The sequence below is a fragment of the Streptococcus sp. Marseille-Q6504 genome (genome assembly GCF_965111625.1).
Genome location: NZ_CBCOON010000001.1, coordinates 276859 through 300405 on the forward strand (window position 1 = coordinate 276859; position 23547 = coordinate 300405).

Annotated in this window: 26 protein-coding genes and 3 pseudogenes; 25 read left to right on the top strand and 4 right to left on the bottom strand. The window is 40.6% G+C overall.

The annotated features are described in order from the left end of the window. The 5 genes from ACWPUA_RS01345 to deoD all read left to right on the top strand — a co-directional run bounded on the left by ACWPUA_RS01345 (position 1) and on the right by deoD (position 4899). Entirely contained in the window at positions 1–1212 is a 1212-nt protein-coding gene (locus ACWPUA_RS01345; RefSeq protein ID WP_006153223.1) for a phosphopentomutase, read from the top strand. A gap of 1 nt (position 1213) precedes the next feature. After that, complete coding sequence (locus tag ACWPUA_RS01350; RefSeq protein ID WP_006153279.1) at positions 1214–1774, top strand: DUF1697 domain-containing protein; 561 nt, start codon at positions 1214–1216, stop codon at positions 1772–1774. Beyond that, positions 1771–2580: a purine-nucleoside phosphorylase gene (locus tag ACWPUA_RS01355; protein ID WP_454378688.1), complete on the top strand. Its 810-nt coding sequence runs from the start codon at positions 1771–1773 to the stop codon at positions 2578–2580. Before ACWPUA_RS01350 ends, ACWPUA_RS01355 begins: the two co-directional genes overlap by 4 nt. A gap of 2 nt (positions 2581–2582) precedes the next feature. Then, positions 2583–3863, top strand: coding sequence for a chloride channel protein (locus ACWPUA_RS01360; RefSeq protein WP_454378690.1), 1281 nt, complete (start codon positions 2583–2585; stop codon positions 3861–3863). Positions 3864–4188: 325 nt separating this feature from the next. Then, positions 4189–4899, top strand: coding sequence for a purine-nucleoside phosphorylase (deoD, locus tag ACWPUA_RS01365; RefSeq protein ID WP_414277045.1), 711 nt, complete (start codon positions 4189–4191; stop codon positions 4897–4899). Positions 4900–5069: 170 nt separating this feature from the next. Here the strand turns inward: deoD and ACWPUA_RS01370 are convergent, their stop codons facing one another. The 3 genes from ACWPUA_RS01370 to coaA form a co-directional block, all read right to left on the bottom strand. Then, positions 5070–5585 carry a DNA topology modulation protein gene (locus tag ACWPUA_RS01370; RefSeq protein ID WP_454378693.1) on the bottom strand — a complete coding sequence of 172 codons (516 nt, stop codon included), beginning with the start codon at positions 5583–5585 and terminating at the stop codon, positions 5070–5072. Positions 5586–5650: 65 nt separating this feature from the next. Beyond that, positions 5651–5899: a 30S ribosomal protein S20 gene (rpsT, locus tag ACWPUA_RS01375; RefSeq protein WP_006148721.1), complete on the bottom strand. Its 249-nt coding sequence runs from the start codon at positions 5897–5899 to the stop codon at positions 5651–5653. 52 nt (positions 5900–5951) lie between these two features. Continuing rightward, positions 5952–6872: a type I pantothenate kinase gene (coaA, locus tag ACWPUA_RS01380; RefSeq protein ID WP_006148720.1), complete on the bottom strand. Its 921-nt coding sequence runs from the start codon at positions 6870–6872 to the stop codon at positions 5952–5954. Positions 6873–6995: 123 nt separating this feature from the next. Here coaA and ACWPUA_RS01385 point away from each other — a divergent pair, with 123 nt between their 5' ends. The 9 genes from ACWPUA_RS01385 (at position 6996) to ACWPUA_RS01425 (ending at position 15090) form a co-directional block, all read left to right on the top strand. Continuing rightward, on the top strand, positions 6996–7274 hold the full coding sequence (locus tag ACWPUA_RS01385; RefSeq protein ID WP_320693381.1) for a 1,4-dihydroxy-2-naphthoate prenyltransferase: 279 nt from the start codon (positions 6996–6998) through the stop codon (positions 7272–7274). A gap of 57 nt (positions 7275–7331) precedes the next feature. Continuing rightward, positions 7332–7922 carry a class I SAM-dependent methyltransferase gene (locus ACWPUA_RS01390; RefSeq protein WP_152905313.1) on the top strand — a complete coding sequence of 197 codons (591 nt, stop codon included), beginning with the start codon at positions 7332–7334 and terminating at the stop codon, positions 7920–7922. After that, positions 7919–9202: a pyrimidine-nucleoside phosphorylase gene (locus ACWPUA_RS01395; protein WP_454378697.1), complete on the top strand. Its 1284-nt coding sequence runs from the start codon at positions 7919–7921 to the stop codon at positions 9200–9202. The genes ACWPUA_RS01390 and ACWPUA_RS01395 overlap by 4 nt, the downstream gene beginning before the upstream one ends. Before the next feature lie 17 nt (positions 9203–9219). Beyond that, positions 9220–9882 carry a deoxyribose-phosphate aldolase gene (deoC, locus tag ACWPUA_RS01400; protein ID WP_036754504.1) on the top strand — a complete coding sequence of 221 codons (663 nt, stop codon included), beginning with the start codon at positions 9220–9222 and terminating at the stop codon, positions 9880–9882. After that, positions 9869–10258, top strand: a complete 390-nt coding sequence (locus tag ACWPUA_RS01405; protein ID WP_320693384.1) for a cytidine deaminase — start codon at positions 9869–9871, stop codon at positions 10256–10258. Before deoC ends, ACWPUA_RS01405 begins: the two co-directional genes overlap by 14 nt. 90 nt (positions 10259–10348) lie before the next feature. Next, entirely contained in the window at positions 10349–11404 is a 1056-nt protein-coding gene (locus ACWPUA_RS01410) for a BMP family lipoprotein (RefSeq protein ID WP_195183300.1), read from the top strand. A gap of 140 nt (positions 11405–11544) precedes the next feature. Next, a complete protein-coding gene (locus ACWPUA_RS01415; protein ID WP_006148713.1) occupies positions 11545–13080 on the top strand; it encodes an ABC transporter ATP-binding protein in 1536 nt (511 codons plus the stop codon). Then, entirely contained in the window at positions 13073–14131 is a 1059-nt protein-coding gene (locus ACWPUA_RS01420) for an ABC transporter permease (RefSeq protein WP_006153229.1), read from the top strand. Before ACWPUA_RS01415 ends, ACWPUA_RS01420 begins: the two co-directional genes overlap by 8 nt. A 2-nt stretch (positions 14132–14133) precedes the next feature. Beyond that, on the top strand, positions 14134–15090 hold the full coding sequence (locus ACWPUA_RS01425; protein WP_006153267.1) for an ABC transporter permease: 957 nt from the start codon (positions 14134–14136) through the stop codon (positions 15088–15090). 31 nt (positions 15091–15121) lie between these two features. Here the strand turns inward: ACWPUA_RS01425 and plsY are convergent, their stop codons facing one another. After that, a complete protein-coding gene (gene plsY, locus ACWPUA_RS01430; RefSeq protein WP_006153287.1) occupies positions 15122–15763 on the bottom strand; it encodes a glycerol-3-phosphate 1-O-acyltransferase PlsY in 642 nt (213 codons plus the stop codon). A 217-nt stretch (positions 15764–15980) separates the two neighbouring features. On the opposite strand from plsY, the gene ACWPUA_RS01435 reads away from it, so the two are divergent. The 11 genes and pseudogenes from ACWPUA_RS01435 to ACWPUA_RS01485 all read left to right on the top strand — a co-directional run bounded on the left by ACWPUA_RS01435 (position 15981) and on the right by ACWPUA_RS01485 (position 23543). Continuing rightward, a complete protein-coding gene (locus ACWPUA_RS01435) occupies positions 15981–16622 on the top strand; it encodes an amino acid ABC transporter permease (protein ID WP_006153198.1) in 642 nt (213 codons plus the stop codon). 10 nt (positions 16623–16632) lie between these two features. Beyond that, a complete protein-coding gene (locus tag ACWPUA_RS01440) occupies positions 16633–17262 on the top strand; it encodes an amino acid ABC transporter ATP-binding protein (RefSeq protein ID WP_454378702.1) in 630 nt (209 codons plus the stop codon). 9 nt (positions 17263–17271) lie between these two features. Beyond that, on the top strand, positions 17272–18114 hold the full coding sequence (locus tag ACWPUA_RS01445) for an amino acid ABC transporter substrate-binding protein (protein ID WP_006153302.1): 843 nt from the start codon (positions 17272–17274) through the stop codon (positions 18112–18114). A gap of 146 nt (positions 18115–18260) precedes the next feature. Next, positions 18261–20204: a DNA topoisomerase IV subunit B gene (parE, locus tag ACWPUA_RS01450; protein ID WP_254724071.1), complete on the top strand. Its 1944-nt coding sequence runs from the start codon at positions 18261–18263 to the stop codon at positions 20202–20204. A gap of 33 nt (positions 20205–20237) precedes the next feature. Next, complete coding sequence (locus ACWPUA_RS01455; RefSeq protein ID WP_006153213.1) at positions 20238–20645, top strand: YkvA family protein; 408 nt, start codon at positions 20238–20240, stop codon at positions 20643–20645. 49 nt (positions 20646–20694) lie between these two features. Then, a complete protein-coding gene (locus ACWPUA_RS01460; protein WP_454378705.1) occupies positions 20695–21237 on the top strand; it encodes a hypothetical protein in 543 nt (180 codons plus the stop codon). Then, positions 21227–21736, top strand: a pseudogene (locus ACWPUA_RS01465) (aminoglycoside 6-adenylyltransferase); the annotation flags it as partial. The gene ACWPUA_RS01460 and the pseudogene ACWPUA_RS01465, both read left to right, overlap by 11 nt. Further along, positions 21729–21956, top strand: a pseudogene (locus ACWPUA_RS01470) (hypothetical protein); the annotation flags it as partial. The pseudogenes ACWPUA_RS01465 and ACWPUA_RS01470, both read left to right, overlap by 8 nt. Positions 21957–22019: 63 nt before the next feature. After that, positions 22020–22394 carry a GNAT family N-acetyltransferase gene (locus ACWPUA_RS01475; protein WP_254724074.1) on the top strand — a complete coding sequence of 125 codons (375 nt, stop codon included), beginning with the start codon at positions 22020–22022 and terminating at the stop codon, positions 22392–22394. A gap of 66 nt (positions 22395–22460) precedes the next feature. Further along, positions 22461–22678: pseudogene (locus ACWPUA_RS01480) on the top strand (GNAT family N-acetyltransferase); the annotation flags it as partial. Between the two features lie 16 nt (positions 22679–22694). Next, positions 22695–23543, top strand: coding sequence for an aminoglycoside 6-adenylyltransferase (locus ACWPUA_RS01485; protein ID WP_454378834.1), 849 nt, complete (start codon positions 22695–22697; stop codon positions 23541–23543). The last annotated feature ends 4 nt before the right edge of the window (positions 23544–23547 follow it).

Consider the following 23547-nt stretch of genomic DNA (forward strand, 5'->3'; position numbering starts at 1 on the left):
ATGCCAAAATTTAATCGTATTCACTTGGTGGTACTAGATTCTGTAGGAATCGGTGCAGCACCAGATGCTCATAACTTTGTCAACGCTGGTGTTCCTGATGGTGCATCAGACACGCTTGGACACATTTCAAAATCAGTAGGTTTGAATGTTCCAAATATGGCAAAACTTGGTCTTGGGAACATTCCTCGCGAAACACCATTGAAGACAGTTCCAGCTGAGAGCAATCCAACAGGTTATGCGACTAAGCTTGAAGAGGTATCTCTAGGTAAAGATACCATGACTGGTCACTGGGAAATCATGGGGCTCAATATCACTGAACCTTTCGATACTTTTTGGAATGGATTCCCAGAGGAAATCCTTACTAAAATCGAAGAATTTTCAGGACGTAAGGTTATTCGTGAAGCCAACAAACCATACTCAGGAACAGCTGTCATCGATGACTTTGGACCACGCCAAATGGAAACTGGCGAGTTGATTATCTATACATCAGCTGACCCAGTTCTTCAAATCGCAGCTCACGAAGATATCATTCCTTTGGATGAACTCTACCGTATCTGTGAATACGCTCGTTCGATTACTTTAGAGCGTCCAGCCCTTCTCGGACGCATTATTGCTCGTCCTTATGTTGGTGAGCCTGGAAACTTCACTCGTACGGCTAACCGTCGTGACTTAGCTGTATCTCCATTTGCTCCAACTGTTTTGGACAAATTGAATGAAGCTGGTATTGATACATATGCAGTTGGTAAGATTAACGATATCTTCAACGGTGCTGGTATCAATCACGATATGGGTCACAATAAGTCAAATAGTCATGGAATTGATACACTATTGAAGACTATGGGACTTCCTGAATTTGAAAAAGGATTCTCCTTCACAAACTTGGTAGACTTTGATGCTGTATATGGACACCGTCGTGATCCACACGGCTATCGTGATTGTTTGCATGAGTTTGATGAGCGCTTGCCAGAAATCATGGCAGCAATGAGAGAAGACGATCTTCTTTTGATTACTGCTGACCACGGAAATGACCCAACCTATGCTGGTACTGATCATACTCGTGAATATATTCCACTTTTGGCATACAGTCCATCCTTTAAAGGCAATGGATTAATTCCAGTTGGACACTTCGCCGACATATCAGCAACGATTGCAGAGAACTTTGGTGTTGAAAAAGCCATGATCGGTGAAAGTTTCTTAGATAAATTAGTTTAAGATGATTCGCTACGCTCTACTTGTTAGGGGAATTAATGTCGGTGGGAAGAACAAGGTGGTCATGGCTCAATTGCGTCAAGAATTGACGGAGTTGGGATTAGAAAATGTAGCAACCTACATCAATAGTGGCAATATTTTCTTTAATAGCATTGTGCCTAGAACTAAATTAATAGAGAATTTACAGGCTTTCTTTGAAAGACGTTATCCATTTATTCAGAGTTTTTCCTTGTTGAGTCTTGAAGACTATGAAAAGGATCTTAGAAATCTTCCTGATTGGTGGAATCATGAGATGGCTCGCAAGGATGTGCTCTTCTACACGGAGAGCTTGGATGTGGATCAAGTCATCGAGAAAGTGAACAGTTTGGAACTGGTCGATGAAGTGCTTCATTTTGGGAAATTAGGGATCTTCTGGGGTAAATTGTCAGAAGCTAGCTACTCTAAAACAGCTTATCACAAGCACTTGCTTAAGATGCCTTTCTATCGCAATATTACCATTCGTAACGCTAATACCTTTGACAAAATTGGTCAATTTTTAAAACATAAAAAAGGAGATAGACAATGACATTATTAGCAAAAATCAATGAAACAGCAGCATTTTTGAAGGGCAAAGGAATCGAAGCTCCTGAGTTCGGTTTGATACTTGGTTCAGGTCTTGGAGAATTGGCTGAAGAAATCGAAAATGCAGTCGTAGTAGACTACTCTGACATTCCAAACTGGGGTCAATCCACAGTAGTCGGACATGCTGGTAAATTGGTTTATGGTGATCTTGCTGGACGTAAAGTCTTGGCTCTTCAAGGTCGTTTCCACTTCTACGAAGGAAATCCTATTGAAGTGGTGATTTTCCCAGTTCGTGTCATGAAAGTTTTGGGATGTGAAGGAGTGCTTGTAACCAACGCTGCTGGAGGTATCGGCTTCGGTCCTGGTACTTTGATGGCTATTACTGACCACATCAATATGACTGGTCAAAACCCATTGATCGGTGAAAACTTGGATGACTTTGGTCCACGTTTCCCTGATATGTCGAAAGCTTACACTCCAGAATACCGTGAGACTGCTCATCAAGTAGCAGACAAATTGGGCATTAAACTGGATGATGGGGTTTATATCGGTGTGACAGGTCCAACTTATGAAACTCCAGCTGAAATCCGTGCATATAAGACTCTTGGTGCAGATGCTGTCGGTATGTCAACTGTTCCTGAAGTTATTGTGGCAGCCCACTCAGGCTTGAAAGTTCTAGGAATTTCATGTATCACTAACCATGCTGCTGGTTTCCAAGAAGAACTCAACCACGAAGAAGTAGTGGAAGTGACAGAACGCGTCAAAGGCGACTTCAAAGGATTGCTGAAAGCGATTCTTGCTGAATTATAATCATGATACATGAGTTGAGGAGGAGTCTTCAGAAAATCCCATATAACCTCAAATTAGTTCTAGCGGTCATCATGCTAGGGCTAGTTTCAGGTATATTCGGAATTTTGCTCCATTATCTTTTAGAGTTGGTTGAAGGGATTGCTTTTGGTCAGACAGAGCATAACACTGGATTCTTGACAGATGGTGTTGCCTCATCACGAATAGGCTTCAGTTTAATCATCGTGGGCGTCAGTTCTGCCTTGGTCTGGTATTTCTTGCAAAGAAAAGCAAAGATTTTTTCCATCAAAGCGCAGATGAAAGATGAAACATCACAATACAAACTTCATTTTTTAAAACAGCTAGTTCATTCAATTTGGCAGATTGTTGCAGTTGGAGGAGGAGCGCCTATCGGTAAGGAAGCTGCGCCGCGGGAGATTGGAGCTTTATTTGCAAGACCTATTGCCAATATTTTTTCTCTCTCTGTGAAGGACCAAATCTTTCTCATTGCCTGTGGAGCTGGCGCGGGTTTAGCGGCTGTCTATCAGGTTCCGTTAACGAGTGTGTTTTTCGTTTTTGAAACCTTGGGAATTGCTTTATCTGTCAAACGTTTTTTCTTGGTCGGTTTGACTACCTATGTATCAGCCTTTACAGCAGGCTTTGTTGTTTCAGATCATGCTCTCTACCAGCTTCCGGCTCTGACTTGGCCACTAGGTGATATGTGGCTTGTTCCCTTATTAGTTCTTTTCCTGACTCCACTCGCTTGGCTTTTTAGTCGCTTCAACAAACAAGCTTCTTCAAAGAGAATAAAGGACAAGCGGATACTCTATACTCTGCCGGTAACATTCCTTTTCCTTGTTGGATTAGCTAGCCATTTGCCTCATCTACTTGGTAATGGGCGTATGATGGCTCAGGAGATTTTAAACGGCAGTAATGCCAAGACGGTAATCCTCTTGTTTGTCTTGAAAGCATCGGTCGTTTTAGTTACCCTTTGGGCAGGTGCCTATGGCGGTACCTTGACCCCATCTTTTGCCTTGGGGATGGCAGGAGCTGCACTCTTGACCATGATTTTAGGTAGTGGTAACCAGCCAGCACTCTTACTATTAGGTTCGGTTTGCTTTTTAGCAGTGACCTTGAAGGCTCCCTTGTCTGCAACTGGATTGGTAATGGGTTTCACTGGTCAATCATTAGAGGCTATACCTTTTCTTTTGGTGACTGCTTACTTGGCATTTGGTTTTGCTAAAATGCTGGACCGAATCCCTTGGGAGAAATACTTACGACCAAAGACAAGGATAATAGAAAATTAATAAGAATACTCTAGTTTTTCTAATCCAAAATATATTTTAAATTTATAATCAATATCATTTAATAAAGAAAGGTAGAGCGTGTGTTCTAATTTGAACACGAGCGGAAAGCTTTTCTAATTACTCAATAAAAAAAGAAAGGATGGGTTTACCGTATTTGTTGAACTGAATACGGGTTACTCTCCTCTAAATCATCAAAATAAAAAAAGAAAGGAATTGAACCCACCCTAAAAGCAGTGGAAAAAAGATAGTTGGTCTAGCGAGCGTCGCTCACTGCGCCCAACTCCTATTTTCCCTTCGCTTTTTGACGGGTTTGGTATCTTATATTATGTCTATCCATATTGCTGCTAAGCAGGGTGAAATTGCTGATAAAATTCTTCTTCCTGGGGATCCTCTTCGTGCGAAATTTATCGCTGAGAACTTTTTAGAAGACGCTGTTTGCTTTAACGAAGTTCGTAACATGTTTGGTTACACAGGTACTTACAAAGGTCACCGTGTATCTGTTATGGGAACTGGGATGGGAATGCCATCCATCTCTATTTATGCGCGCGAGTTGATTGTCGACTACGGAGTAAAGAAATTGATCCGTGTGGGAACGGCTGGATCTTTGAATGAGGATGTTCACGTCCGTGAATTGGTCTTGGCTCAAGCAGCTGCAACCAACTCAAACATAATCCGCAACGATTGGCCTCAATACGATTTCCCACAAATTGCTAGCTTTGATCTTTTAGACAAGGCTTACCATACTGCCAAAGACCTTGGTATGACTACTCATGTCGGAAATGTCTTGTCATCAGACGTTTTCTATTCAAACTATGGTGAAAAGAATATCGAGCTTGGTAAATGGGGTGTGAAAGCTGTAGAAATGGAAGCAGCAGCTCTTTACTATCTTGCTGCTCAACACCACGTCGATGCTTTAGCTATTATGACGATTTCTGATAGCTTGGTTAATCCAGATGAAGATACAACTGCAGAAGAACGTCAAAACACTTTCACTGATATGATGAAGGTTGGTCTAGAGACTTTAATTGCAGAATAAGAAAAGAGGCTGGGACAAAAGTCCTAGCCTCTCAATTGTCTTTGGATTGTCGAGCAAGACGCAGTGGTTGAGTGGGCTCTACTACGCTGATTTCATCAGCTTTTACAGCCCTACTCAACTGTGCGGAGGTGGGACGACGAAATCGAATTCTAACGAATTACCGATTTCTGTCACACACTCTCTTTTTTATGAAGAAAGCTATCTAGTTCTTTTTGATTAGTGATTATGGTTACTTTGTCAGCATAGTCTGAACAGATCTGTTGATAATGGCCTTTGTGAGAAGAGTTACGTCCATCCCAAAGAATCCAGCGGATAAACTCCCAGTCAAAACGTTCAGGACAACCGTCTGCCATACTTTCTCTAACTTTTCCTCTGTATCTTAGATAGCGTTTAAAGGCTCTTGCTAAACAATTCCATGCTGAGAAGTTTAAAAAGATAATCTGATCAGCTTGCTCCATTCTTTCCTCGTAGCAACACCATGTATAGTTGCCGTCGATAACCCAATCCTCATGTTTAGAAAGGAAAGTCTTCATCTCTTTTAACATCCAATCGTGGTCGCTATCTTGCCACCCAGGCTGAAATTGCAATCGGTCTATATGGAGTTTGGGAATGGAGTAGTAGCTGGAAAGTTTTTCTGCCAGAGTAGATTTACCTGAGCCTGAATATCCTATAACAGCAATTTTCATGATAACCTCCAGAAAAATGTGTACAAAAAAAGCTCCGAAGAGCTCATTTTGTATCCAGTTAAAGATTAACCAAGTTTAGATGCAAGACGTGCTTTATCACGGTTAGCTTTATTCTTGTGGATCAAACCTTTAGTTTCTGCTTTATCGATGGCTGAGCTAGCAGCACGGTAAAGTTCTTCAGATGGGTTTGCTTCAAAAGCTTTGATAGCAGTACGCATAGCTGATTTTTGAGCTGAGTTCTTTTCGTTTTGTTTAACGTTCAATTCAGCGCGTTTGATAGCTGATTTAATGTTTGCCAATGTTCTTACCTCCATATTTACTAACTATACCATTATATCTGAAAACTATTATTTTGACAAGGGGAAATCACTTTTTTAAATAAATTTCATCAATTTCATGATTTTTAGATTTATGAAGAATGACTTCTGCCCGATTTCTGGTTGGTTCGATGTAGTTTTGTAGATTGGTCAAATTAATACTTGTCCAAACCTGATGGGCAAAATCTTTGACTTCACTAATTGGTTGCTGGGTGAAACGATAGTAATAGTTGTTTGGATCATCTTGTGCAAAGCTAAGGAGTTTCAAGAAACGGTCCAAATACCAGCTCTCGATATCCTCGACTGCAGCATCTACATAGATTGAAAAATCGAAGAAGTCTGTAATATAAAGACGGCTGTTATGTGGTGTTTGAAAGACGTTGATACCTTCTACAATGACAAAATCCGCTGCTTGAACTCTTTGTGTTTTATCAGGTACGATATCGTAGATTTCGTGAGAATAAACGGGGATATCTACATCCTGACCGTTTTTAAGTTGATCAAGGAAATCGAGCAAGCTTTCCATATCATAACTCTCAGGGAAACCTTTTCGGTTTAGGATATTTCGCTCATTTAAGATACTGTTAGGATACAGAAAGCCATCAGTTGTCACTAATTCAACACTTGCTTCTGGAAAAATACGGGAAAGCAAAATTTGTAAGAGTCGGCTAGTAGTTGATTTGCCAACAGCGACACTACCTGAAATTCCGATAATAAATGGCTGATTTTTACTCTCCCTTTGGAGGAAAATCCCTTTTGAAAAGGCTAGGTCTTCTTTGGAGCGTTTGTAGATTTGAATCAGATGAGCTAGCGGCAGGTAAATATCTGTTACATCTTGGAGACTAATCTGGTCATTAAAACTCTTAATCGAATCCAATTCCTCCTCGGTTAAAGGAGGTGTAGTTTTACGATGTAAAGATTGCCAAGTTCCGCGACTGATTTTTTCATAATGTATAAATTCGTTGGTCATAAAATTTCCTCGTTTGATACCTCAGTATACCATAATTTACAAAGAAAGACATCTGAATCATTTGAGAAAAAGCGCTTTCTTTGTTAGAATAGAGGTAGAATAAACATCAAAAGAGGTGGTGTTATGAGACTAGAAATAAGTGATAAAATACTAAAACTAAGTTGTTTACTTGTTGCTATTTTGTGGTTGTCTCCAACATTGATTGAGTTTACTGTGAGTTTAGGAAGTCAAACCTATAGTTGGTCTGCCTTTGTCTTGTTATTCTTGCTACCAATTATTGGTTTTATTTATTTGATTCTCGCCATTTTAACAAGAAAATGGTGGCTGATATTGATTGGTCTAGCTTGTCTATTTTCATTTTTTATTAGTATGTTCCTAGGTTATTTCTTCTTAGGGCCTTAGATGGTATAGACCGTGTAAACGATTTAAAATATCTAAATTTTATGGTAAAATGAAACTATGAGTAAAATGTATTATGCAGAAAATCCAGATGCAGCCCATGATGTTCATGAGCTTAGAGTTGAGCTACTTGGGCAAAAGATGACCTTTTTGACAGATGCTGGTGTCTTTAGCAAAAAAATGATTGATTTCGGAAGTCAGCTGTTGTTAAGATGTCTGGATGTCGAAAAAGATGAAAAAATTCTTGATGTTGGTTGTGGCTACGGTCCAATAGGCTTGTCTTTGGTTAAAGCTTATGGTGCCCAAGCGACCATGGTGGATATCAATAATCGTGCCCTGGATTTAGCCCAGCAAAATGCAGTAAAAAACAATGTTCAAGCGACTATCTTCCAGTCCAATATTTATGAGCAGGTAGAAGGTCAATTCGATCATGTCATTTCGAATCCGCCCATTCGTGCAGGCAAGCAGGTCGTTCATGAAATCATCGAGAAAAGTATTGATTATCTTGTTGACGGTGGAGATTTGACCATTGTCATCCAGAAAAAACAAGGAGCTCCTAGTGCCAAAAACAAGATGGAAGAAGTCTTTGGTAATTGTGAGGTCGTGAAGAAAGACAAGGGATATTATATCCTTAGAAGTGTGAAAGAATGAGAGCAGTAGATCTAATCCAGAAAAAAAGAGACGGACAAGAACTCAGTTCCAATGAAATCCAATGGTTGGTTGAAGGCTATGTTGCAGGAACTGTTCCTGATTACCAGATGTCAGCATTTGCTATGGCTGTTTATTTTAAAGGCATGACCACTAGAGAGATTTCCGATTTGACTATGAACATGGTCAAGACAGGTCAGGAATTTGATTTATCTGCTATTGAAGGTATCAAGGTCGATAAACACTCCACTGGGGGAGTAGGAGATAAGGTTACCTTGATTTTAGCTCCATTAGTCGCTAGTTTTGATGTACCAGTTGCAAAGATGAGTGGTAGAGGTCTAGGACATACTGGTGGAACAATCGATAAATTAGAATCTATCAAAGGTTTTCAAGTCGAACGCAGTCAAAATGACTTTATCAAACAGGTTCAGGATATCGGGGTTTCAGTTATTGGTCAATCTGACCAACTAGTCAAAGCGGATAAGCTGCTCTATGCACTACGTGATGTGACAGCAACAGTTGATACTATTCCACTGATTGCTAGTTCTGTCATGAGTAAAAAGATTGCAGCTGGAGCGGATGCTATTTTGCTTGATGTTACTGTCGGTGAAGGTGCCTTTATGAAAACAGTCGACGAGGCGCGTGAACTGGCTCAAACCATGGTGAATCTCGGGAAAGCTGTTGGTCGCAAGACAGTAGCAGTCATTACGGATATGAGTCAACCTTTGGGACGTGCCATTGGGAATCGCTTGGAAATTCTAGAAGCACTAGAAATTCTTCAGGGTAAAGGACGCGGGGATATTAGTCACTTTATCTGTGAGTTAGCCCAGATTATGCTTTCTCTGGCAAATGTTGAAAAAACAGTCGAGGAAGTAAGGCAACATCTTGAAAATGGGCAGGCACTCAAGAAATTCGAAGCGATGGTCCTCGCTCAAGGTGGAGATTTAGAAGATCTTTATCGACCTGTAACAGTTGATCATGTGGTAGAAATTCCTGCCCAGGAAGATGGTGTTATTGAGGCACTGCCAGCCATGGAGTTCGGTCTTTTCGCCATGAGATTAGGTGCTGGTCGTGCAGTCAAAACAGATGCTCTTGACTATGAGACAGGAATTGTTTTTGAGAAGAAAGTTGGAGAATCGGTCAAAAAAGGTGAAATTGTCGCAAAAGTATATGCAAATGGCAAAATTTCTCCGGAACTAGTTACAGATTTCCAAAAATATGTTAAAATTAAAATGAGTGATGGAACGCTAAAAATGCGTGAAATCATCGAAATTATCTCCTAATTTAAGGAAAATCCGAAATGAAATTAAATAAATACATTGATCATACACTTTTAAAGCAAGATGCAACCGAACAACAAATCGATCGTTTGCTATCTGAAGCAAGAGAGTACGATTTTGCCAGTGTTTGTGTGAATCCTTGCTGGGTTTCTCATGCAAAAGCTGGTCTAACAGATACTGATGTCAAGGTTTGTACAGTTGTAGGTTTTCCTCTTGGAGCTACAACTTCAGCTGTCAAAGCCTATGAAACCAAAGAAGCCATCCAAAATGGTGCTGATGAAATTGATATGGTTATCAACGTTGGAGCGCTTAAGTCTGGGAATGCTGACTTGGTCGAATCAGATATTCGAGCAGTTGTTGAGGCTAGCGGTGACAAACTCGTTAAGGTTATTATTGAAGCTTGTTTGTTAACGGATGAAGAAAAAGTTCTGGCTTGCCAACTTGCTCAAAAAGCTGGTGCAGACTTTGTCAAGACTTCTACAGGATTCTCGACAGGTGGTGCGACCCTACCAGATGTTCAATTAATGCGTCAGACAGTTGGTCCTGATATGGGGGTCAAAGCAGCTGGTGGAGCTCGTTCTTATGCAGATGCAGTTGCCTTTGTTGAAGCAGGAGCTACTCGAATTGGAACATCTTCTGGTGTTGCAATCTTAAAAGGAGAATTAGCTGATGGCGACTACTGAGTTGATTGAATTAGCGATTGAAACTAGTAAAAAAGCTTACGTTCCCTACTCACATTTTCCGATTGGCGCTGTTTTGGTAGCCGAGGACGGAAGTATCTATACAGGGGTTAACATTGAAAATGCTAGCTACCCCTTGACCAACTGTGGCGAAAGAACTGCAATCTTTAAGGCGGTCTCTGAAGGACAACGAGACTTTTCAGAATTGATTGTCTATGGTCAAACTGAAAAACCAATTTCGCCTTGCGGTGCTTGTCGCCAAGTTATGGTCGAATTTTTTAAACCAGATCTAAAGGTGACTCTAGTTGCCAAAGATAAAACGACGGTCGAGATGACGGTCGGGGAATTACTTCCATATTCTTTTACAGACTTGCAATAGTCTGTGTCACTCTCTGAGTGGCAAGGGTCCTTGTGACCGATCAATCCATACTTGCAACTTAGTTGCGCATCTTATTTAGGAGGTTCAGTAATGAACAAGAAACAATGGCTAGGCCTTGGTCTAGTTGCAGTAGCAGCATTTGGACTTGCTGCATGTGGTAATCGCTCTTCTCGTAACGCAGCTTCATCTTCTTCTGATGTGAAGACTAAAGCAGCTATCGTTACAGATACTGGTGGTGTTGATGATAAATCATTTAACCAATCAGCTTGGGAAGGTCTTCAAGCTTGGGGTAAAGAACACAACCTTTCAAAAGACAATGGTTACACTTATTTCCAATCAACAAGTGAAGCTGACTACGCTAACAACTTGAACCAAGCAGCTGGAAGCTACAACTTGATCTTTGGTGTTGGTTTTGCCCTTCACAACGCTGTTGAAGAAGCAGCAAAAGAACATTCAGATAAAAACTATGTTTTGATTGACGATGTGATTAAAGATCAAAAGAACGTTGCTAGCGTTACTTTCGCAGACAACGAAGCAGCTTACCTTGCAGGTGTTGCAGCTGCTAAAACTACAAAAACTAAACAAGTTGGTTTTGTAGGTGGTATGGAATCTGAAGTTATTTCTCGTTTCGCAGCTGGTTTTAAAGCTGGTGTTGAGTCAGTTGACCCATCTATCAAGGTTCAAGTAGACTATGCTGGATCATTTGGTGATGCGGCTAAAGGTAAAACAATCGCTGCAGCTCAATACGCTGCAGGTGCAGACGTTATTTACCAAGCAGCTGGTGGTACTGGAGCAGGTGTCTTCTCTGAAGCTAAATCATTGAACGAAAGTAAAAATGAAGACGAAAAAGTTTGGGTTATCGGTGTAGACCGTGACCAAGTTGATGAAGGTAAATACACTTCTAAAGACGGTAAAGAAGCTAACTTCGTGCTTGCTTCTACATTGAAACAAGTTGGAACAACAGTTCAAGATATCTCAAACAAGACTGAAAAAGGTGAATTCCCTGGCGGTCAAGTTATCGTTTACTCATTGAAGGATAAAGGTGTTGACTTGGCAGTGACAAACCTTTCTGAAGAAGGTAAAAAAGCTGTTGAAGATGCAAAAGCTAAAATCCTTGATGGTAGCATCAAAGTTCCTGAAAAATAATTGAAGGAAGTCATTTCTTAGGAAGCGGCCAGTGGCCGCTTCTTTAAGAATTGAGACAAATGGTTTTGTCTCAATAGAGCTTGCTAAGTTTCTTTAGTAGGTTTTATTGAAACAAAATAAAACTCTGAAAGGAAGAGCACATGGCACACGAAAATGTCATTGAAATGCGTGAAATTACCAAAGTTTTTGGTGAATTTGTCGCTAACGACAAGATTAACCTTGAACTTCGTAAAGGTGAAATTCATGCACTTTTAGGAGAAAATGGAGCTGGTAAGTCCACTCTTATGAACATGCTAGCGGGGCTTCTAGAACCAACTAGTGGTGAAATTGTGGTCAACGGTCAAGTTGTAAAGCTAGATTCGCCATCAAAAGCGGCTAGCTTAGGAATTGGGATGGTCCACCAACACTTTATGTTGGTAGAAGCTTTCACTGTTGCTGAAAATATCATTTTGGGGAGTGAATTGACCAAAAATGGTGTGCTAGATATTGCTCGTGCAACTCGAGAAATCAATGAGTTGTCTGAACGTTATGGCCTTGCTGTGAATCCTTCTGCCAAAGTTGCAGACATCTCTGTTGGGGCTCAACAACGTGTTGAAATCTTGAAGACGCTTTATCGTGGAGCAGATATTCTTATCTTTGACGAACCTACTGCTGTTTTGACGCCATCAGAAATTGATGAATTGATGGCTATTATGAAGAACCTGGTTAAAGAAGGTAAATCAATTATCTTGATTACCCATAAGTTGGATGAGATTCGTGCTGTATCAGATCGTGTTACAGTTATCCGTCGTGGTAAATCTATTGAAACAGTTGAGATTGCTGGTGCGACTAATGCTGACTTAGCTGAGATGATGGTAGGACGTTCTGTTTCCTTTAAAACTGAGAAACAGGAAGCTCAACCTAAAGAAGTTATTCTGTCTATTAAAGACCTAGTAGTAAACGAAAACCGTGGTGTTCCTGCTGTTAAAAATCTCTCACTCGATGTTCGAGCTGGTGAGATTGTCGGAATTGCCGGTATTGATGGAAATGGTCAATCTGAATTAATCCAAGCTATCACTGGTCTTCGTAAGATTGAGTCTGGTAGCGTGGAGTTGAAAGGCCAGTCTATCGTAGGCTTACACCCTCGTCAAATTACAGAAATGAGTGTAGGCCACGTTCCGGAAGATCGCCACCGTGATGGTTTAGTTTTAGAAATGATGATTTCTGAAAATATCGCTCTTCAAACCTACTATAAGGAACCTCTTAGCAAGAAGGGAATCTTAAACTACACCAATATCATCGGGTATGCTAAACAGTTAATGCAAGAATTCGATGTGCGTGCTGCTAGTGAGATTGTTCCAGCCTCAGCTCTTTCTGGAGGAAATCAACAAAAAGCAATTATCGCTCGAGAAGTCGATCGAAATCCTGATCTCCTAATCGTCAGTCAACCTACTCGTGGTTTGGACGTCGGTGCCATTGAGTACATTCACAAACGCTTGATTCAAGAACGTGATAATGGGAAAGCTGTCCTTGTAGTCAGCTTTGAACTAGATGAGATTCTAAATGTCTCTGATAGAATTGCTGTTATCCATGATGGTAAGATTCAAGGGATTGTAACGCCAGAAACAACCAACAAGCAAGAGCTTGGTGTCTTGATGGCTGGTGGTGAATTGGAAAAGGAGAAGAGTGATGTCTAAAAAATTACAACAAATTTCGGTTCCTTTGATTTCTGTTATTTTAGGAATTCTACTCGGAGCCATCGTCATGTGGATTTTCGGTTACGATGCTATCTGGGGTTATGAAGAACTATTCTACACAGCATTTGGTAGTGTTCGTGGAATCGGTGAAATCTTCCGTGCTATGGGACCTTTAATTCTGATTGCCCTTGGATTTGCAGTTGCAAGTCGTGCTGGTTTCTTTAACGTTGGTCTTCCAGGACAAGCTCTCGCAGGTTGGGTTATGAGTGGCTGGTTCGCCCTCTCTTTCCCAGATTTGCCACGACCATTGATGATTCTTGCGACGATTGTAATTGCTTTAGTTGCGGGAGGGATCGTTGGTGCTATTCCTGGTATTTTAAGAGCCTACCTTGGGACATCTGAAGTTATTGTAACCATCATGATGAACTACATTGTTCTCTATACAAGTAACGCCTTTATCCACTCTTTCCCAAAAGATATCATGCAAAGTACTGACTCATCCATTCGTGTTAGTGCAAATGCAACCTATCAGACACCATGGCTTGCTGAGTTGACTGGAAACTCTCGTATGAACATTGGAATTTTCTTTGCTATCATAGCAGTAGCAGTTATCTGGTTCTTGCTCAAGAAAACAACTCTTGGTTTTGAAATCCGTGCAGTTGGTCTCAATCCAAATGCTTCTGAATACGCAGGTATTTCAGCGAAACGCACCATTATTCTATCAATGATTATTTCTGGTGCCCTTGCAGGACTTGGTGGCGCAGTAGAAGGACTTGGTACTTTCCAAAACGTTTATGTTCAAGGTTCATCATTGGCAATCGGATTTAACGGTATGGCAGTAAGCCTACTTGCTTCAAACTCACCAGTTGGAATTCTATTTGCAGCCTTCCTTTTCAGTGTTCTTCAAGTTGGAGCCCCTGGTATGAATGCTGCACAAGTACCATCTGAGCTTGTAAGTATCGTTACAGCCTCAATTATCTTCTTTGTCAGCGTTCACTACATCATCGAACGCTTTGTCAAACCAAGAAAGCAACTTAAAGGAGGTAAATAAGGATGTCGATTACAACAATGTTAACCCTTATGGTTTCTTCGATGTTGATTTATGCAGCACCACTTATTTTCACAAGTATCGGAGGAGTTTTCTCAGAACGTGGTGGAGTTGTTAACGTTGGTCTTGAAGGAATCATGGTCATGGGTGCCTTTTCTGGAGTTGTTTTTAACCTTGAATTTGCTCAAGATTTGGGAGCATTAACTCCTTGGTTAGCTCTTCTAGTTGGTGGATTAGTCGGAGCTATCTTCTCGCTCATTCACGCAGTAGCTACAATTCATTTCCGTGCAGACCATGTTGTCAGTGGTACTGTACTTAACTTGATGGCGCCAGCCTTGGCAGTTTTCTTGGTGAAGGTGCTTTATAATAAGGGACAAACGGATAACTTAACGCAAACTTTTGGTCGTTTTGACTTCCCGGTATTAGCTAATATCCCTGTTATCGGCGATATCTTCTTCAAGTCAACTAGTCTACTAGGTTACCTAGCAATTACTTTCTCATTCCTAGCATGGTTTGTTCTCTTTAAAACTCGCTTTGGACTTCGCCTTCGTTCAGTTGGTGAACACCCACAAGCAGCAGATACTTTGGGTATCAATGTCTACAAGATGAGATATCTTGGAGTAGTGATTTCAGGCTTCCTTGGAGGAATTGGTGGAGCTATTTACGCTCAGTCAATCTCCGTCAACTTTTCAGTTACAACTATCGTAGGACCTGGATTTATCGCTCTTGCAGCCATGATCTTTGGTAAATGGAATCCTGTTGGTGCTATGCTTTCAAGTCTCTTCTTTGGACTATCACAAAGTTTGGCAGTTATCGGTTCTCAACTTCCTTTCTTGCAAGGAGTTCCAGCCGTTTACTTGCAAATTGCACCATATCTCTTGACCATTGTCGTCCTAGCAGCCTTCTTTGGTAAAGCTGTTGCGCCGAAGGCAGATGGTATCAACTATATCAAGTCTAAATAACATAAAAAAAACGTCAGTTTCAACTGACGTTTTATTTTTTTGGTTCTTGGTGGGTTAGGTTAAGTCCCCAAGGAATAAGATTTTCTGTTTTATTTTGGATACGTTTGATATTGTCCTTGTGTCGAACAATCACTAGACTGGCAAGACCAATAATAATCACAGTGAAAAGTAGGTCATAACTACTCAAGATAAATCCAAAAAGAGGAAATAGAAGGACGCCAATAATTGCAGCAATCGCAGCTGATATACTAGAGAGAGAAATCATACTTCCCAGATAAAGGATTCCAAAGAAAATGACTGCTAGATAAAGGCAAAAGAGAGGAGCAAATCCAAAAATAACTCCTGCACTGGTAGCGACAGCCTTGCCACCCTTGAATTTGGCAAAGATAGGGAAGGTGTGGCCAATGACTGCTAAAAGCCCAAAGACGATTGGTGAAACTCCCTGCACATGGAAGATTAGTGGAAGTAGAGTGGCTAGAGTACCTTTAAAGAAATCAATTACAAAGGTTGCCATTCCAGCTTTCTTGCCTAGGATTCGGAAGGTATTGGTCGTCCCAGTATTACCAGATCCATGTTCTCTTAGATTGATGTTAAAGAATATTTGTCCAATCCACAGTCCTGAAGGAATTGAACCTAATAAATAAGCTAAAATTAATAATACTATTGTCATCATGTTTCTATTATACCATGAAATAGGAGAGAAACGAAACTGAATCTTTTCACCACTTGTGACATCTGATATTTTTGTAAGTAGAAAAATTTTTAAATAAATAGTATGATTATTCGGGAATCAAGTATAAAGTTTTAAAAATTCATGGAAATTTCTGAAAATCGTTGATTTTATGTTTATTTATGCTATAATAGGAACAATTATTTTTAGGAGGTGGAATATGTCTTACTTATTTGAGATATTACCAAGTTTATTGAGCGGTGCGACAATGACTTTACAAGTTTTTGCACTGGTCTTACTTTTTTCAATCCCTTTAGGCATTTTGGTTGCCTTTTGCTTACAGGTCCATTGGAAACCCCTCCATTACATGATTGACATCTATATCTGGGTGATGCGTGGAACTCCCTTGCTCTTGCAGTTAATCTTTATCTACTATGTTCTGCCAAGTATAGGAATTCGACTAGATCGAGTACCAGCTGCGATCATTGCCTTCACGCTTAATTATGCAGCCTATTTTGCTGAAATTTTCCGTGGAGGAATTGCAACTATTCCTCAAGGGCAATACGAAGCAGCCAAGGTTTTAAAATTTAATCCTATTGATACTGTTCGCTACATCATCTTGCCCCAGGTGACCAAGATTGTCCTACCAAGTGTATTTAACGAAGTTATGAGTCTGGTTAAGGATACTTCTTTGGTATATGCACTTGGTATTTCAGATTTGATCCTAGCCAGTCGTACTGCAGCCAATCGTGATGCTAGTTTGATTCCGATGTTTTTAGCAGGCGCTATCTATCTTCTGATGATTGGTATCGTTACGATTTTAGCTAAGAAACTTGAGAAGAAGTTCAGCTACTATAGATAGGAGGTTATCCATGTTAGAGTTAAGAAATATCAGCAAAAAATTTGGAAAAAAAGAAATTTTATCTAATTTCAGTTTAACAATTCCTGAAAAGCAGATTTTGGCTATTGTTGGACCTTCTGGTGGTGGGAAGACAACCTTGCTTAGAATGTTGGCTGGACTTGAAACCATTGATTCAGGTGAGATTTTTTATAATGGAGAATCCCTACCTTTGGATGAACTTGAAAAGCGTCACTTGTTAGGTTTTGTGTTTCAAGATTTTCAGCTTTTTCCTCACTTATCCGTTATGGAGAACTTGATTTTATCACCCATCAAGACTATGGGGATGTCTGAAGCAGATGCTAAGAAGAAGGCGGTCGACTTATTAACTCGTCTAGGACTCCTAGCTCATGCAGATGCCTATCCATACTCATTATCTGGTGGTCAAAAGCAACGGGTTGCCTTAGCACGCGCTATGATGATAGATCCTGAAGTGATTGGGTATGACGAACCAACTTCGGCCCTTGACCCTGAGTTGCGTCTCGAGGTTGAAAAACTGATTCTACAAAATCGAGGATTAGGCATGACTCAGATTGTCGTGACTCACGATCTCCAGTTTGCAGAGAATATTGCTGACCAGATTCTCAAAGTAGAGCCTAAGTAGGAGGTATCTATGAATCGAAAGAAAATCAGCCTTGTTTTGGTATTCTTTCTGGCTTTTTTCCTGGTAGGATGTACACAAAAAGCTAGTGATCCCAAAGTCGATAATTGGGACAAATACCAAGAACAGGGAACCATTACCATCGGGTTTGACAATACCTTTGTTCCCATGGGCTTTGAAGAAAAGAATGGCCAATATGCTGGATTTGACATTGATTTAGCACAGGCTGTTTCTGAGAAACTTGGCTTTAAGGTTCAGTTTCAACCCATTGATTGGGATATGAAGGAAACCGAACTTCAAAACGGCACCATTGATGCTATCTGGAATGGATATTCAGCGACTGATGAACGCCGTGAGAAGGTTGCTTTTACCATTCCTTACATGGAAAATAAGCAAGTTCTAGTCTCTAAGAAATCTCAGAATATACAATCAGTGTCTGATATGACGGGCAAGGTTTTGGGTGCCCAGGCAGGATCTTCTGGTTATATAGATTTCGAAGCCCAACCAGAACTCTTAAAAAACATCGTAAAAGATCAAAAAGCCAATCAATATCAGAGTTTTAACGAAGCCTTGATTGATTTGCAAAATGATCGGATTGATGCTCTTTTAATTGACCGTGTTTACGCCAATTATTATCTTGAAACTGAAGGAATTTTAGACCAGTATGAGATTTTTCCTGCTGGTTTTGAGAGTGAGTCTTTTGCAGTTGGTGTGAGACCAGCTGATAAGACCTTGTTAGCAAATTTAAATCAAGCTTTTGTAGACCTTTATCAAGAAGGTAAATTCCAAGAAATAAGCCAAAAATGGTTTGGTGAAGATGTGGTCACAAATCAAATTAAAGGAAAAGAAAACTAAGATTTTTATCTTGGTTTCTTTTTTTGATAGAGATGGTTGATGTTTTTGCTAAAAAGACTTGGGAATAGGCTTTTTAACTAGAAAAATTTTGCAAAATCCCTAGAAAACCTGTAAAATAGTAAAGATGAACAAATAGGAGGTTCCTTGTGTCGAAAAAGGAAATCAATATTAACAATTATAATGATGATGCCATTCAAGTGCTAGAAGGGTTGGATGCGGTTCGGAAACGTCCAGGGATGTATATCGGATCGACTGACGGTGCTGGTCTCCACCACCTTGTCTGGGAAATCGTCGATAATGCTGTCGATGAGGCCTTGTCTGGATTTGGTGACCGGATCGATGTGACAATCAATAAAGACGGAAGTTTAACGGTTCAAGACCACGGACGTGGAATGCCGACTGGAATGCACGCTATGGGAATTCCAACGGTTGAGGTTATCTTTACCATCCTTCACGCCGGAGGAAAATTCGGTCAGGGTGGTTATAAGACATCAGGAGGTCTCCACGGGGTTGGATCTTCTGTCGTCAATGCCCTCTCTAGTTGGTTAGAGGTAGAAATTACTCGTGATGGAGCAGTTTATAGACAGCGTTTTGAAAATGGAGGCAAGCCAGTTACCACTCTAGAAAAGGTTGGGACTGCACCTAAGTCTAAGACAGGTACCAAAGTGACCTTCATGCCAGATGCCAGCATCTTTTCTACGACAGACTTTAAGTACAATACTATTTCAGAGCGTCTCAATGAGTCAGCTTTTCTCTTGAAGAATGTAACCTTGTCATTAACGGACAAGCGAACAGATGAAGCAATCGAGTTCCATTATGAGAACGGGGTACAGGACTTTGTTTCCTACCTCAACGAAGACAAGGAAACCTTGACACCAGTTCTATACTTTGAAGGGGAAGACAATGGTTTCCAAGTAGAAGTAGCCCTCCAGTATAATGATGGCTTTTCAGATAACATCTTATCCTTTGTCAATAACGTCCGTACCAAAGACGGTGGAACGCATGAGACAGGACTCAAGTCAGCCATTACCAAGGTTATGAATGACTATGCACGTAAGACGGGGCTTCTCAAGGAAAAAGATAAAAATCTTGAAGGTTCGGATTACCGTGAAGGATTGGCGGCCGTTCTTTCTATCTTGGTTCCTGAAGAACATTTGCAATTTGAAGGACAGACTAAGGACAAACTAGGAAGTCCACTAGCTCGTCCAATCGTTGATAGTATTGTTGCTGAAAAACTGACTTTCTTCCTTATGGAAAATGGAGAATTAGCTTCAAATCTGATTCGTAAAGCTATCAAGGCTCGTGATGCCCGTGAAGCGGCTCGTAAGGCGCGTGATGAGAGCCGAAATGGTAAAAAGAATAAAAAAGACAAGGGCTTACTTTCTGGTAAATTAACCCCAGCCCAGTCTAAAAATCCAGCTAAGAACGAACTCTATCTGGTCGAGGGGGACTCTGCCGGTGGATCTGCCAAACAAGGACGTGATCGTAAGTTCCAGGCTATCTTGCCTCTTCGTGGTAAGGTCATCAATACAGCCAAGGCAAAGATGGCAGATATCCTCAAAAACGAAGAAATCAACACCATGATTTATACCATCGGTGCTGGTGTTGGGGCAGACTTCTCTCTTGAAGATGCTAACTATGACAAAATTATTATCATGACCGATGCGGACACCGATGGTGCCCATATCCAGACCTTGCTCTTGACATTTTTCTACCGTTACATGCGTCCGCTAGTTGAGGCAGGCCATGTCTATATCGCCCTTCCTCCTCTTTACAAGATGTCTAAAGGCAAAGGCAAGAAAGAAGAAGTGGCCTACGCTTGGACGGATGGCGAGCTAGAAGAACTTCGCAAGCAGTTCGGTAAAGGTGCTACCCTTCAACGCTACAAGGGTCTTGGTGAAATGAATGCGGACCAGCTCTGGGAAACAACCATGAACCCAGAAACTCGTACCCTCATTCGTGTCACGATTGAAGACTTAGCACGCGCAGAACGTCGTGTCAATGTCCTCATGGGTGACAAGGTTGAACCACGCCGTAAGTGGATTGAAGATAATGTCAAGTTTACGTTGGAAGAAGCGACTGTGTTTTAAAATTAGGATATAAATACAAATGGAGGACAAGATATGTCTGAAAATCTAAGTGAAGAGCAAGTGAAAGAAGCTCTTGAAAGTGGCTATGCGCAATCTGAAGCCTTATTAAACGATAAAGATGAATTAGATGATTTTTTGTATCGTTTGGAGCAAAAAATTAAAGAGATGCCATTGGTTGGTAAGAAATTTACAATGATCCCAGTCATGATTTCTTTAGTGAAAAATTATGTTCAAGGGAAATACACCACGGTTCCTTATGGGACTATTTTAGCCGTTTTAAGCGCACTTATTTATTTCCTTTCCCCAATTGACATTATTCCAGATTTTATTCCGTTAGCAGGCTTCTTGGATGATATGGCTGTTTTAGGACTTTGTATGAATATGGTCAGCATTGATATCGAAAATTATGAAAAATGGCGTCAAGCTCAAGGGTTAATTTAATTAGATTTTCCTTCTTAATGATCTTGGCTTTCTAAAAGAGGTGTACATCATGATTAGTTTATTGTCCGATACTCCTTTTCTTGTGATTGTCCTGGTACTAGGCGCAGTTACGTATATGATTGCTAAACCAGAAAAACCTGAAAAAATTCGCTTTCTTGAATTTTTACTATTAACTATAGTAACCACAGGTGTCTTTTTATTTGATAATCCTTTAAGGTCTAATCCTTATGCAGGTTTGCTCTTCTATGTTTTTGACTTTTATATTTTCACACCAGTGAGCCTTGCTTTTGGATTCACAGCTATTTATAAGAGCAATAAACATCTCAAACATTATCCTAGTAGTTACTCAAAATTTCTTAAGATAAATGCCTGGTTTTTAGAAATATTTTCAGTTATTAATTTCCTCTTTTTAATGCTGACTGAAGAAATGGGAATTATGTTGCTGCTACCACTTTTTGGAATCAGTTCTATTATCCAATTTATAGTTGGAGAACTTGAAAGAAAAAGAGTTCAGAAACTTCTTAAGCAAAGAAATGAAGATGCTGTTATTCAGAACATAGAGACCACTGAGGAAGAACCACATGAGAACTGACCAGGAAATGCTTGAACTGATTTTAGGAACAGCTAAAAAGTTACAAGTTGATGCTGTGGCACCACTATCTGGTTCACGTACTGATACAAAAGCACCAAAAGATGAGTTTCAGGATTACGACGTAGTCTATGTTGTGGACGACTTAGACACTCTAACGAATGACCTTTCTTGGCTGGACCAGTTCGGTAAACGCGTCATTGAGCAAGAGGTTACTCTTGGACAATGACGTCTCTACCTCATGCTATTTGAAGATGGCAATCGGATTGATTTAACCCTCTGTCCTAAAGATTACATCAACGAGTGGGTGGATAGTGAGGCGGGCTTCACAGTTTTAGAAGATAAGAAGGGGATTTTTGAGACTTATTCTCCAAGTCCTCAGCGCTATTGGACGGCACCAGCCAGTGCGACTGACTTTGACAAATCTTGCAATGAATTTTGGTGGGTGTCAACTTACGTGGTCAAAGGAATTTGTCGTAATCAGCTCATCTATGCGACCGACTGAGCTCAAGGGCAAGGCTCCAAGCCAGAATAAGACCGTCCGCCTCAAGTTGCAGGAAATCTATGATTTCCTTGTGGACTTTACTGCCATCGGTGCTTATGCTTATCCCAAAAGAACTCACAAGGTCAATCTTCGCGACCACCTCAACACCATCCGCAGCCGCTATAAAAAACGCAAGCCACCTAAGAAGGCGAGGGAAGAAGCGACGGAAAGCAACTAGAATATAACTAAATTTGAGTTGAAAAATTGTTAGTGGTCGCATCGGATTTGAAAGGAGTAGAGAATGATAATCAGACCTGCAAGCACAAAAGATTGTCAAGCTATTTATGCCCTTTATCAAAATGAAAAATGGATTTCTTTTACAGAGGAAAAAGTGACATCATTATTTTCAACAAATCTGTCCCATTACTTGGTAGTTGAAGAGAACCAGAAAATCCTTGGTTTTGCCCGCTACTTGACAGATGAAGTGATGACGACCTTTTTAGCTGAAATAGTTATTGATAAATGCCACCGTAGAAAAAGACTGGGGCAGCAGCTGATTGAGGAGATCCACAAAAAATATCCTTTGACACGGATTGAATTAATATCTGAAGCAGATGGATTTTATCGGTCAATAAGTTTTAAGCCTGTTGGTACAGGATTTAGAAAATCTGAATGAAAGGAGACAGCCAATGACGCTTGACAACAAACTGGGTCTGACAGATTCGCTTGAACTAGCCACGATGGTTATGCGACGGAGGCTGCCAAGCCTGTCTAGACTTTGCTTTTCAGCAAGCTGGCTTGTTAGAAGTTTACTCTTTTACATCCTTACTCAATCAACTTTCGCAAAAAGTCATGCAAAAACTGAGCATGGAATTTGTCAAAGAATTTGATAATGAAAAAGTTCCAGCAGACAGTCCGCTTTATAGACATGTCCTCTACAGAATCAGGAGTTTCCACTAAAAAGGCAGGTATTCCCATGAGAACTGAAACCGAGATGTTTGATGTGATTTTGCAAACTGCAAAAGTGCTACAGGTCGATGCAGTCGCCATGTCCGGATCGCGGACAAACCCAAAGGCTCCCAAGGACGAGTTCCAAGACTATGATGTAGTCTATATCATGGAGGATTTGGATGATCTGATAGCAGACCTTGCTTGGTTGGACCAGTTTGGCACACGTATCATTGAGCAACATAATATCTTAGGCAACCGTCGTCTCTATCTCATGCTATTTGAAGATGGCAATCGGATTGATTTAACCCTCTGCCCCAAAGACCACATTCAAGAGTGGGTAGAAAGCGAAGCGGATTTCACGGTGCTAGAGGATCCTAAGGGCTTGTTTGTGCCTCATTCTCCCAGTCCAGAGCGCTTCTGGACAAGTCCAGCTAGTGAGACGGATTTTGAAAAAACTTGTAATGAATTTTGGTGGGTGTCAGCCTACGTGGTCAAAGGGATTTGTCGTAATCAGCTCATCTACGCGACTGACCATCTCTACGGTATTTGTCAGCAAGAACTCTTGAAAATCTTAGCTTGGCAGGTCGCAAGTGATAGAGGAACAGTCGACATCGGTAAAAATTACAAGTACCTCTTTAACTACTTGCCAATTGAGAAGGAGAAGGAATTCTCTGCTCTTCTTGATTTCTCAAGTTTAGACAAAATCACTCAGTCTTTATTTGCTACCATGCAACTTTTCCATCAGGAAGCTCAAAGCCTTGCTCAAAAGATGGACTTTAAGTATGAAAAAGAAGTGGCTGAGAACATGATGAGATATGCTAAGGAAAAACTTCTAAATCACTTAGAAAATAAAGAACACAATTCAAAACTTTAAATTA

Bases quoted from the DNA above. Each gene is read 5' to 3' on its own strand.
- ACWPUA_RS01405 (WP_320693384.1), top strand. From the start codon at position 9,869: ATGGCGACTACTGAGTTGATTGAATTAGCGATTGAAACTAGTAAAAAA.
- ACWPUA_RS01370 (WP_454378693.1), bottom strand. From the start codon at position 5,585: ATGAAAATTGCTGTTATAGGATATTCAGGCTCAGGTAAATCTACTCTG.
- deoC (WP_036754504.1), top strand. From the start codon at position 9,220: ATGAAATTAAATAAATACATTGATCATACACTTTTAAAGCAAGATGCA.
- coaA (WP_006148720.1), bottom strand. From the start codon at position 6,872: ATGACCAACGAATTTATACATTATGAAAAAATCAGTCGCGGAACTTGG.
- ACWPUA_RS01420 (WP_006153229.1), top strand. From the start codon at position 13,073: ATGTCTAAAAAATTACAACAAATTTCGGTTCCTTTGATTTCTGTTATT.
- ACWPUA_RS01350 (WP_006153279.1), top strand. From the start codon at position 1,214: ATGATTCGCTACGCTCTACTTGTTAGGGGAATTAATGTCGGTGGGAAG.
- ACWPUA_RS01415 (WP_006148713.1), top strand. From the start codon at position 11,545: ATGGCACACGAAAATGTCATTGAAATGCGTGAAATTACCAAAGTTTTT.
- plsY (WP_006153287.1), bottom strand. From the start codon at position 15,763: ATGATGACAATAGTATTATTAATTTTAGCTTATTTATTAGGTTCAATT.
- ACWPUA_RS01445 (WP_006153302.1), top strand. From the start codon at position 17,272: ATGAATCGAAAGAAAATCAGCCTTGTTTTGGTATTCTTTCTGGCTTTT.
- ACWPUA_RS01440 (WP_454378702.1), top strand. From the start codon at position 16,633: ATGTTAGAGTTAAGAAATATCAGCAAAAAATTTGGAAAAAAAGAAATT.
- ACWPUA_RS01385 (WP_320693381.1), top strand. From the start codon at position 6,996: ATGAGACTAGAAATAAGTGATAAAATACTAAAACTAAGTTGTTTACTT.
- ACWPUA_RS01485 (WP_454378834.1), top strand. From the start codon at position 22,695: ATGAGAACTGAAACCGAGATGTTTGATGTGATTTTGCAAACTGCAAAA.
- ACWPUA_RS01460 (WP_454378705.1), top strand. From the start codon at position 20,695: ATGATTAGTTTATTGTCCGATACTCCTTTTCTTGTGATTGTCCTGGTA.
- ACWPUA_RS01395 (WP_454378697.1), top strand. From the start codon at position 7,919: ATGAGAGCAGTAGATCTAATCCAGAAAAAAAGAGACGGACAAGAACTC.
- ACWPUA_RS01455 (WP_006153213.1), top strand. From the start codon at position 20,238: ATGTCTGAAAATCTAAGTGAAGAGCAAGTGAAAGAAGCTCTTGAAAGT.
- ACWPUA_RS01390 (WP_152905313.1), top strand. From the start codon at position 7,332: ATGAGTAAAATGTATTATGCAGAAAATCCAGATGCAGCCCATGATGTT.
- deoD (WP_414277045.1), top strand. From the start codon at position 4,189: ATGTCTATCCATATTGCTGCTAAGCAGGGTGAAATTGCTGATAAAATT.
- ACWPUA_RS01435 (WP_006153198.1), top strand. From the start codon at position 15,981: ATGTCTTACTTATTTGAGATATTACCAAGTTTATTGAGCGGTGCGACA.
- ACWPUA_RS01475 (WP_254724074.1), top strand. From the start codon at position 22,020: ATGATAATCAGACCTGCAAGCACAAAAGATTGTCAAGCTATTTATGCC.
- rpsT (WP_006148721.1), bottom strand. From the start codon at position 5,899: ATGGAGGTAAGAACATTGGCAAACATTAAATCAGCTATCAAACGCGCT.
- ACWPUA_RS01410 (WP_195183300.1), top strand. From the start codon at position 10,349: ATGAACAAGAAACAATGGCTAGGCCTTGGTCTAGTTGCAGTAGCAGCA.
- ACWPUA_RS01345 (WP_006153223.1), top strand. From the start codon at position 1: ATGCCAAAATTTAATCGTATTCACTTGGTGGTACTAGATTCTGTAGGA.
- ACWPUA_RS01425 (WP_006153267.1), top strand. From the start codon at position 14,134: ATGTCGATTACAACAATGTTAACCCTTATGGTTTCTTCGATGTTGATT.
- ACWPUA_RS01355 (WP_454378688.1), top strand. From the start codon at position 1,771: ATGACATTATTAGCAAAAATCAATGAAACAGCAGCATTTTTGAAGGGC.
- ACWPUA_RS01360 (WP_454378690.1), top strand. From the start codon at position 2,583: ATGATACATGAGTTGAGGAGGAGTCTTCAGAAAATCCCATATAACCTC.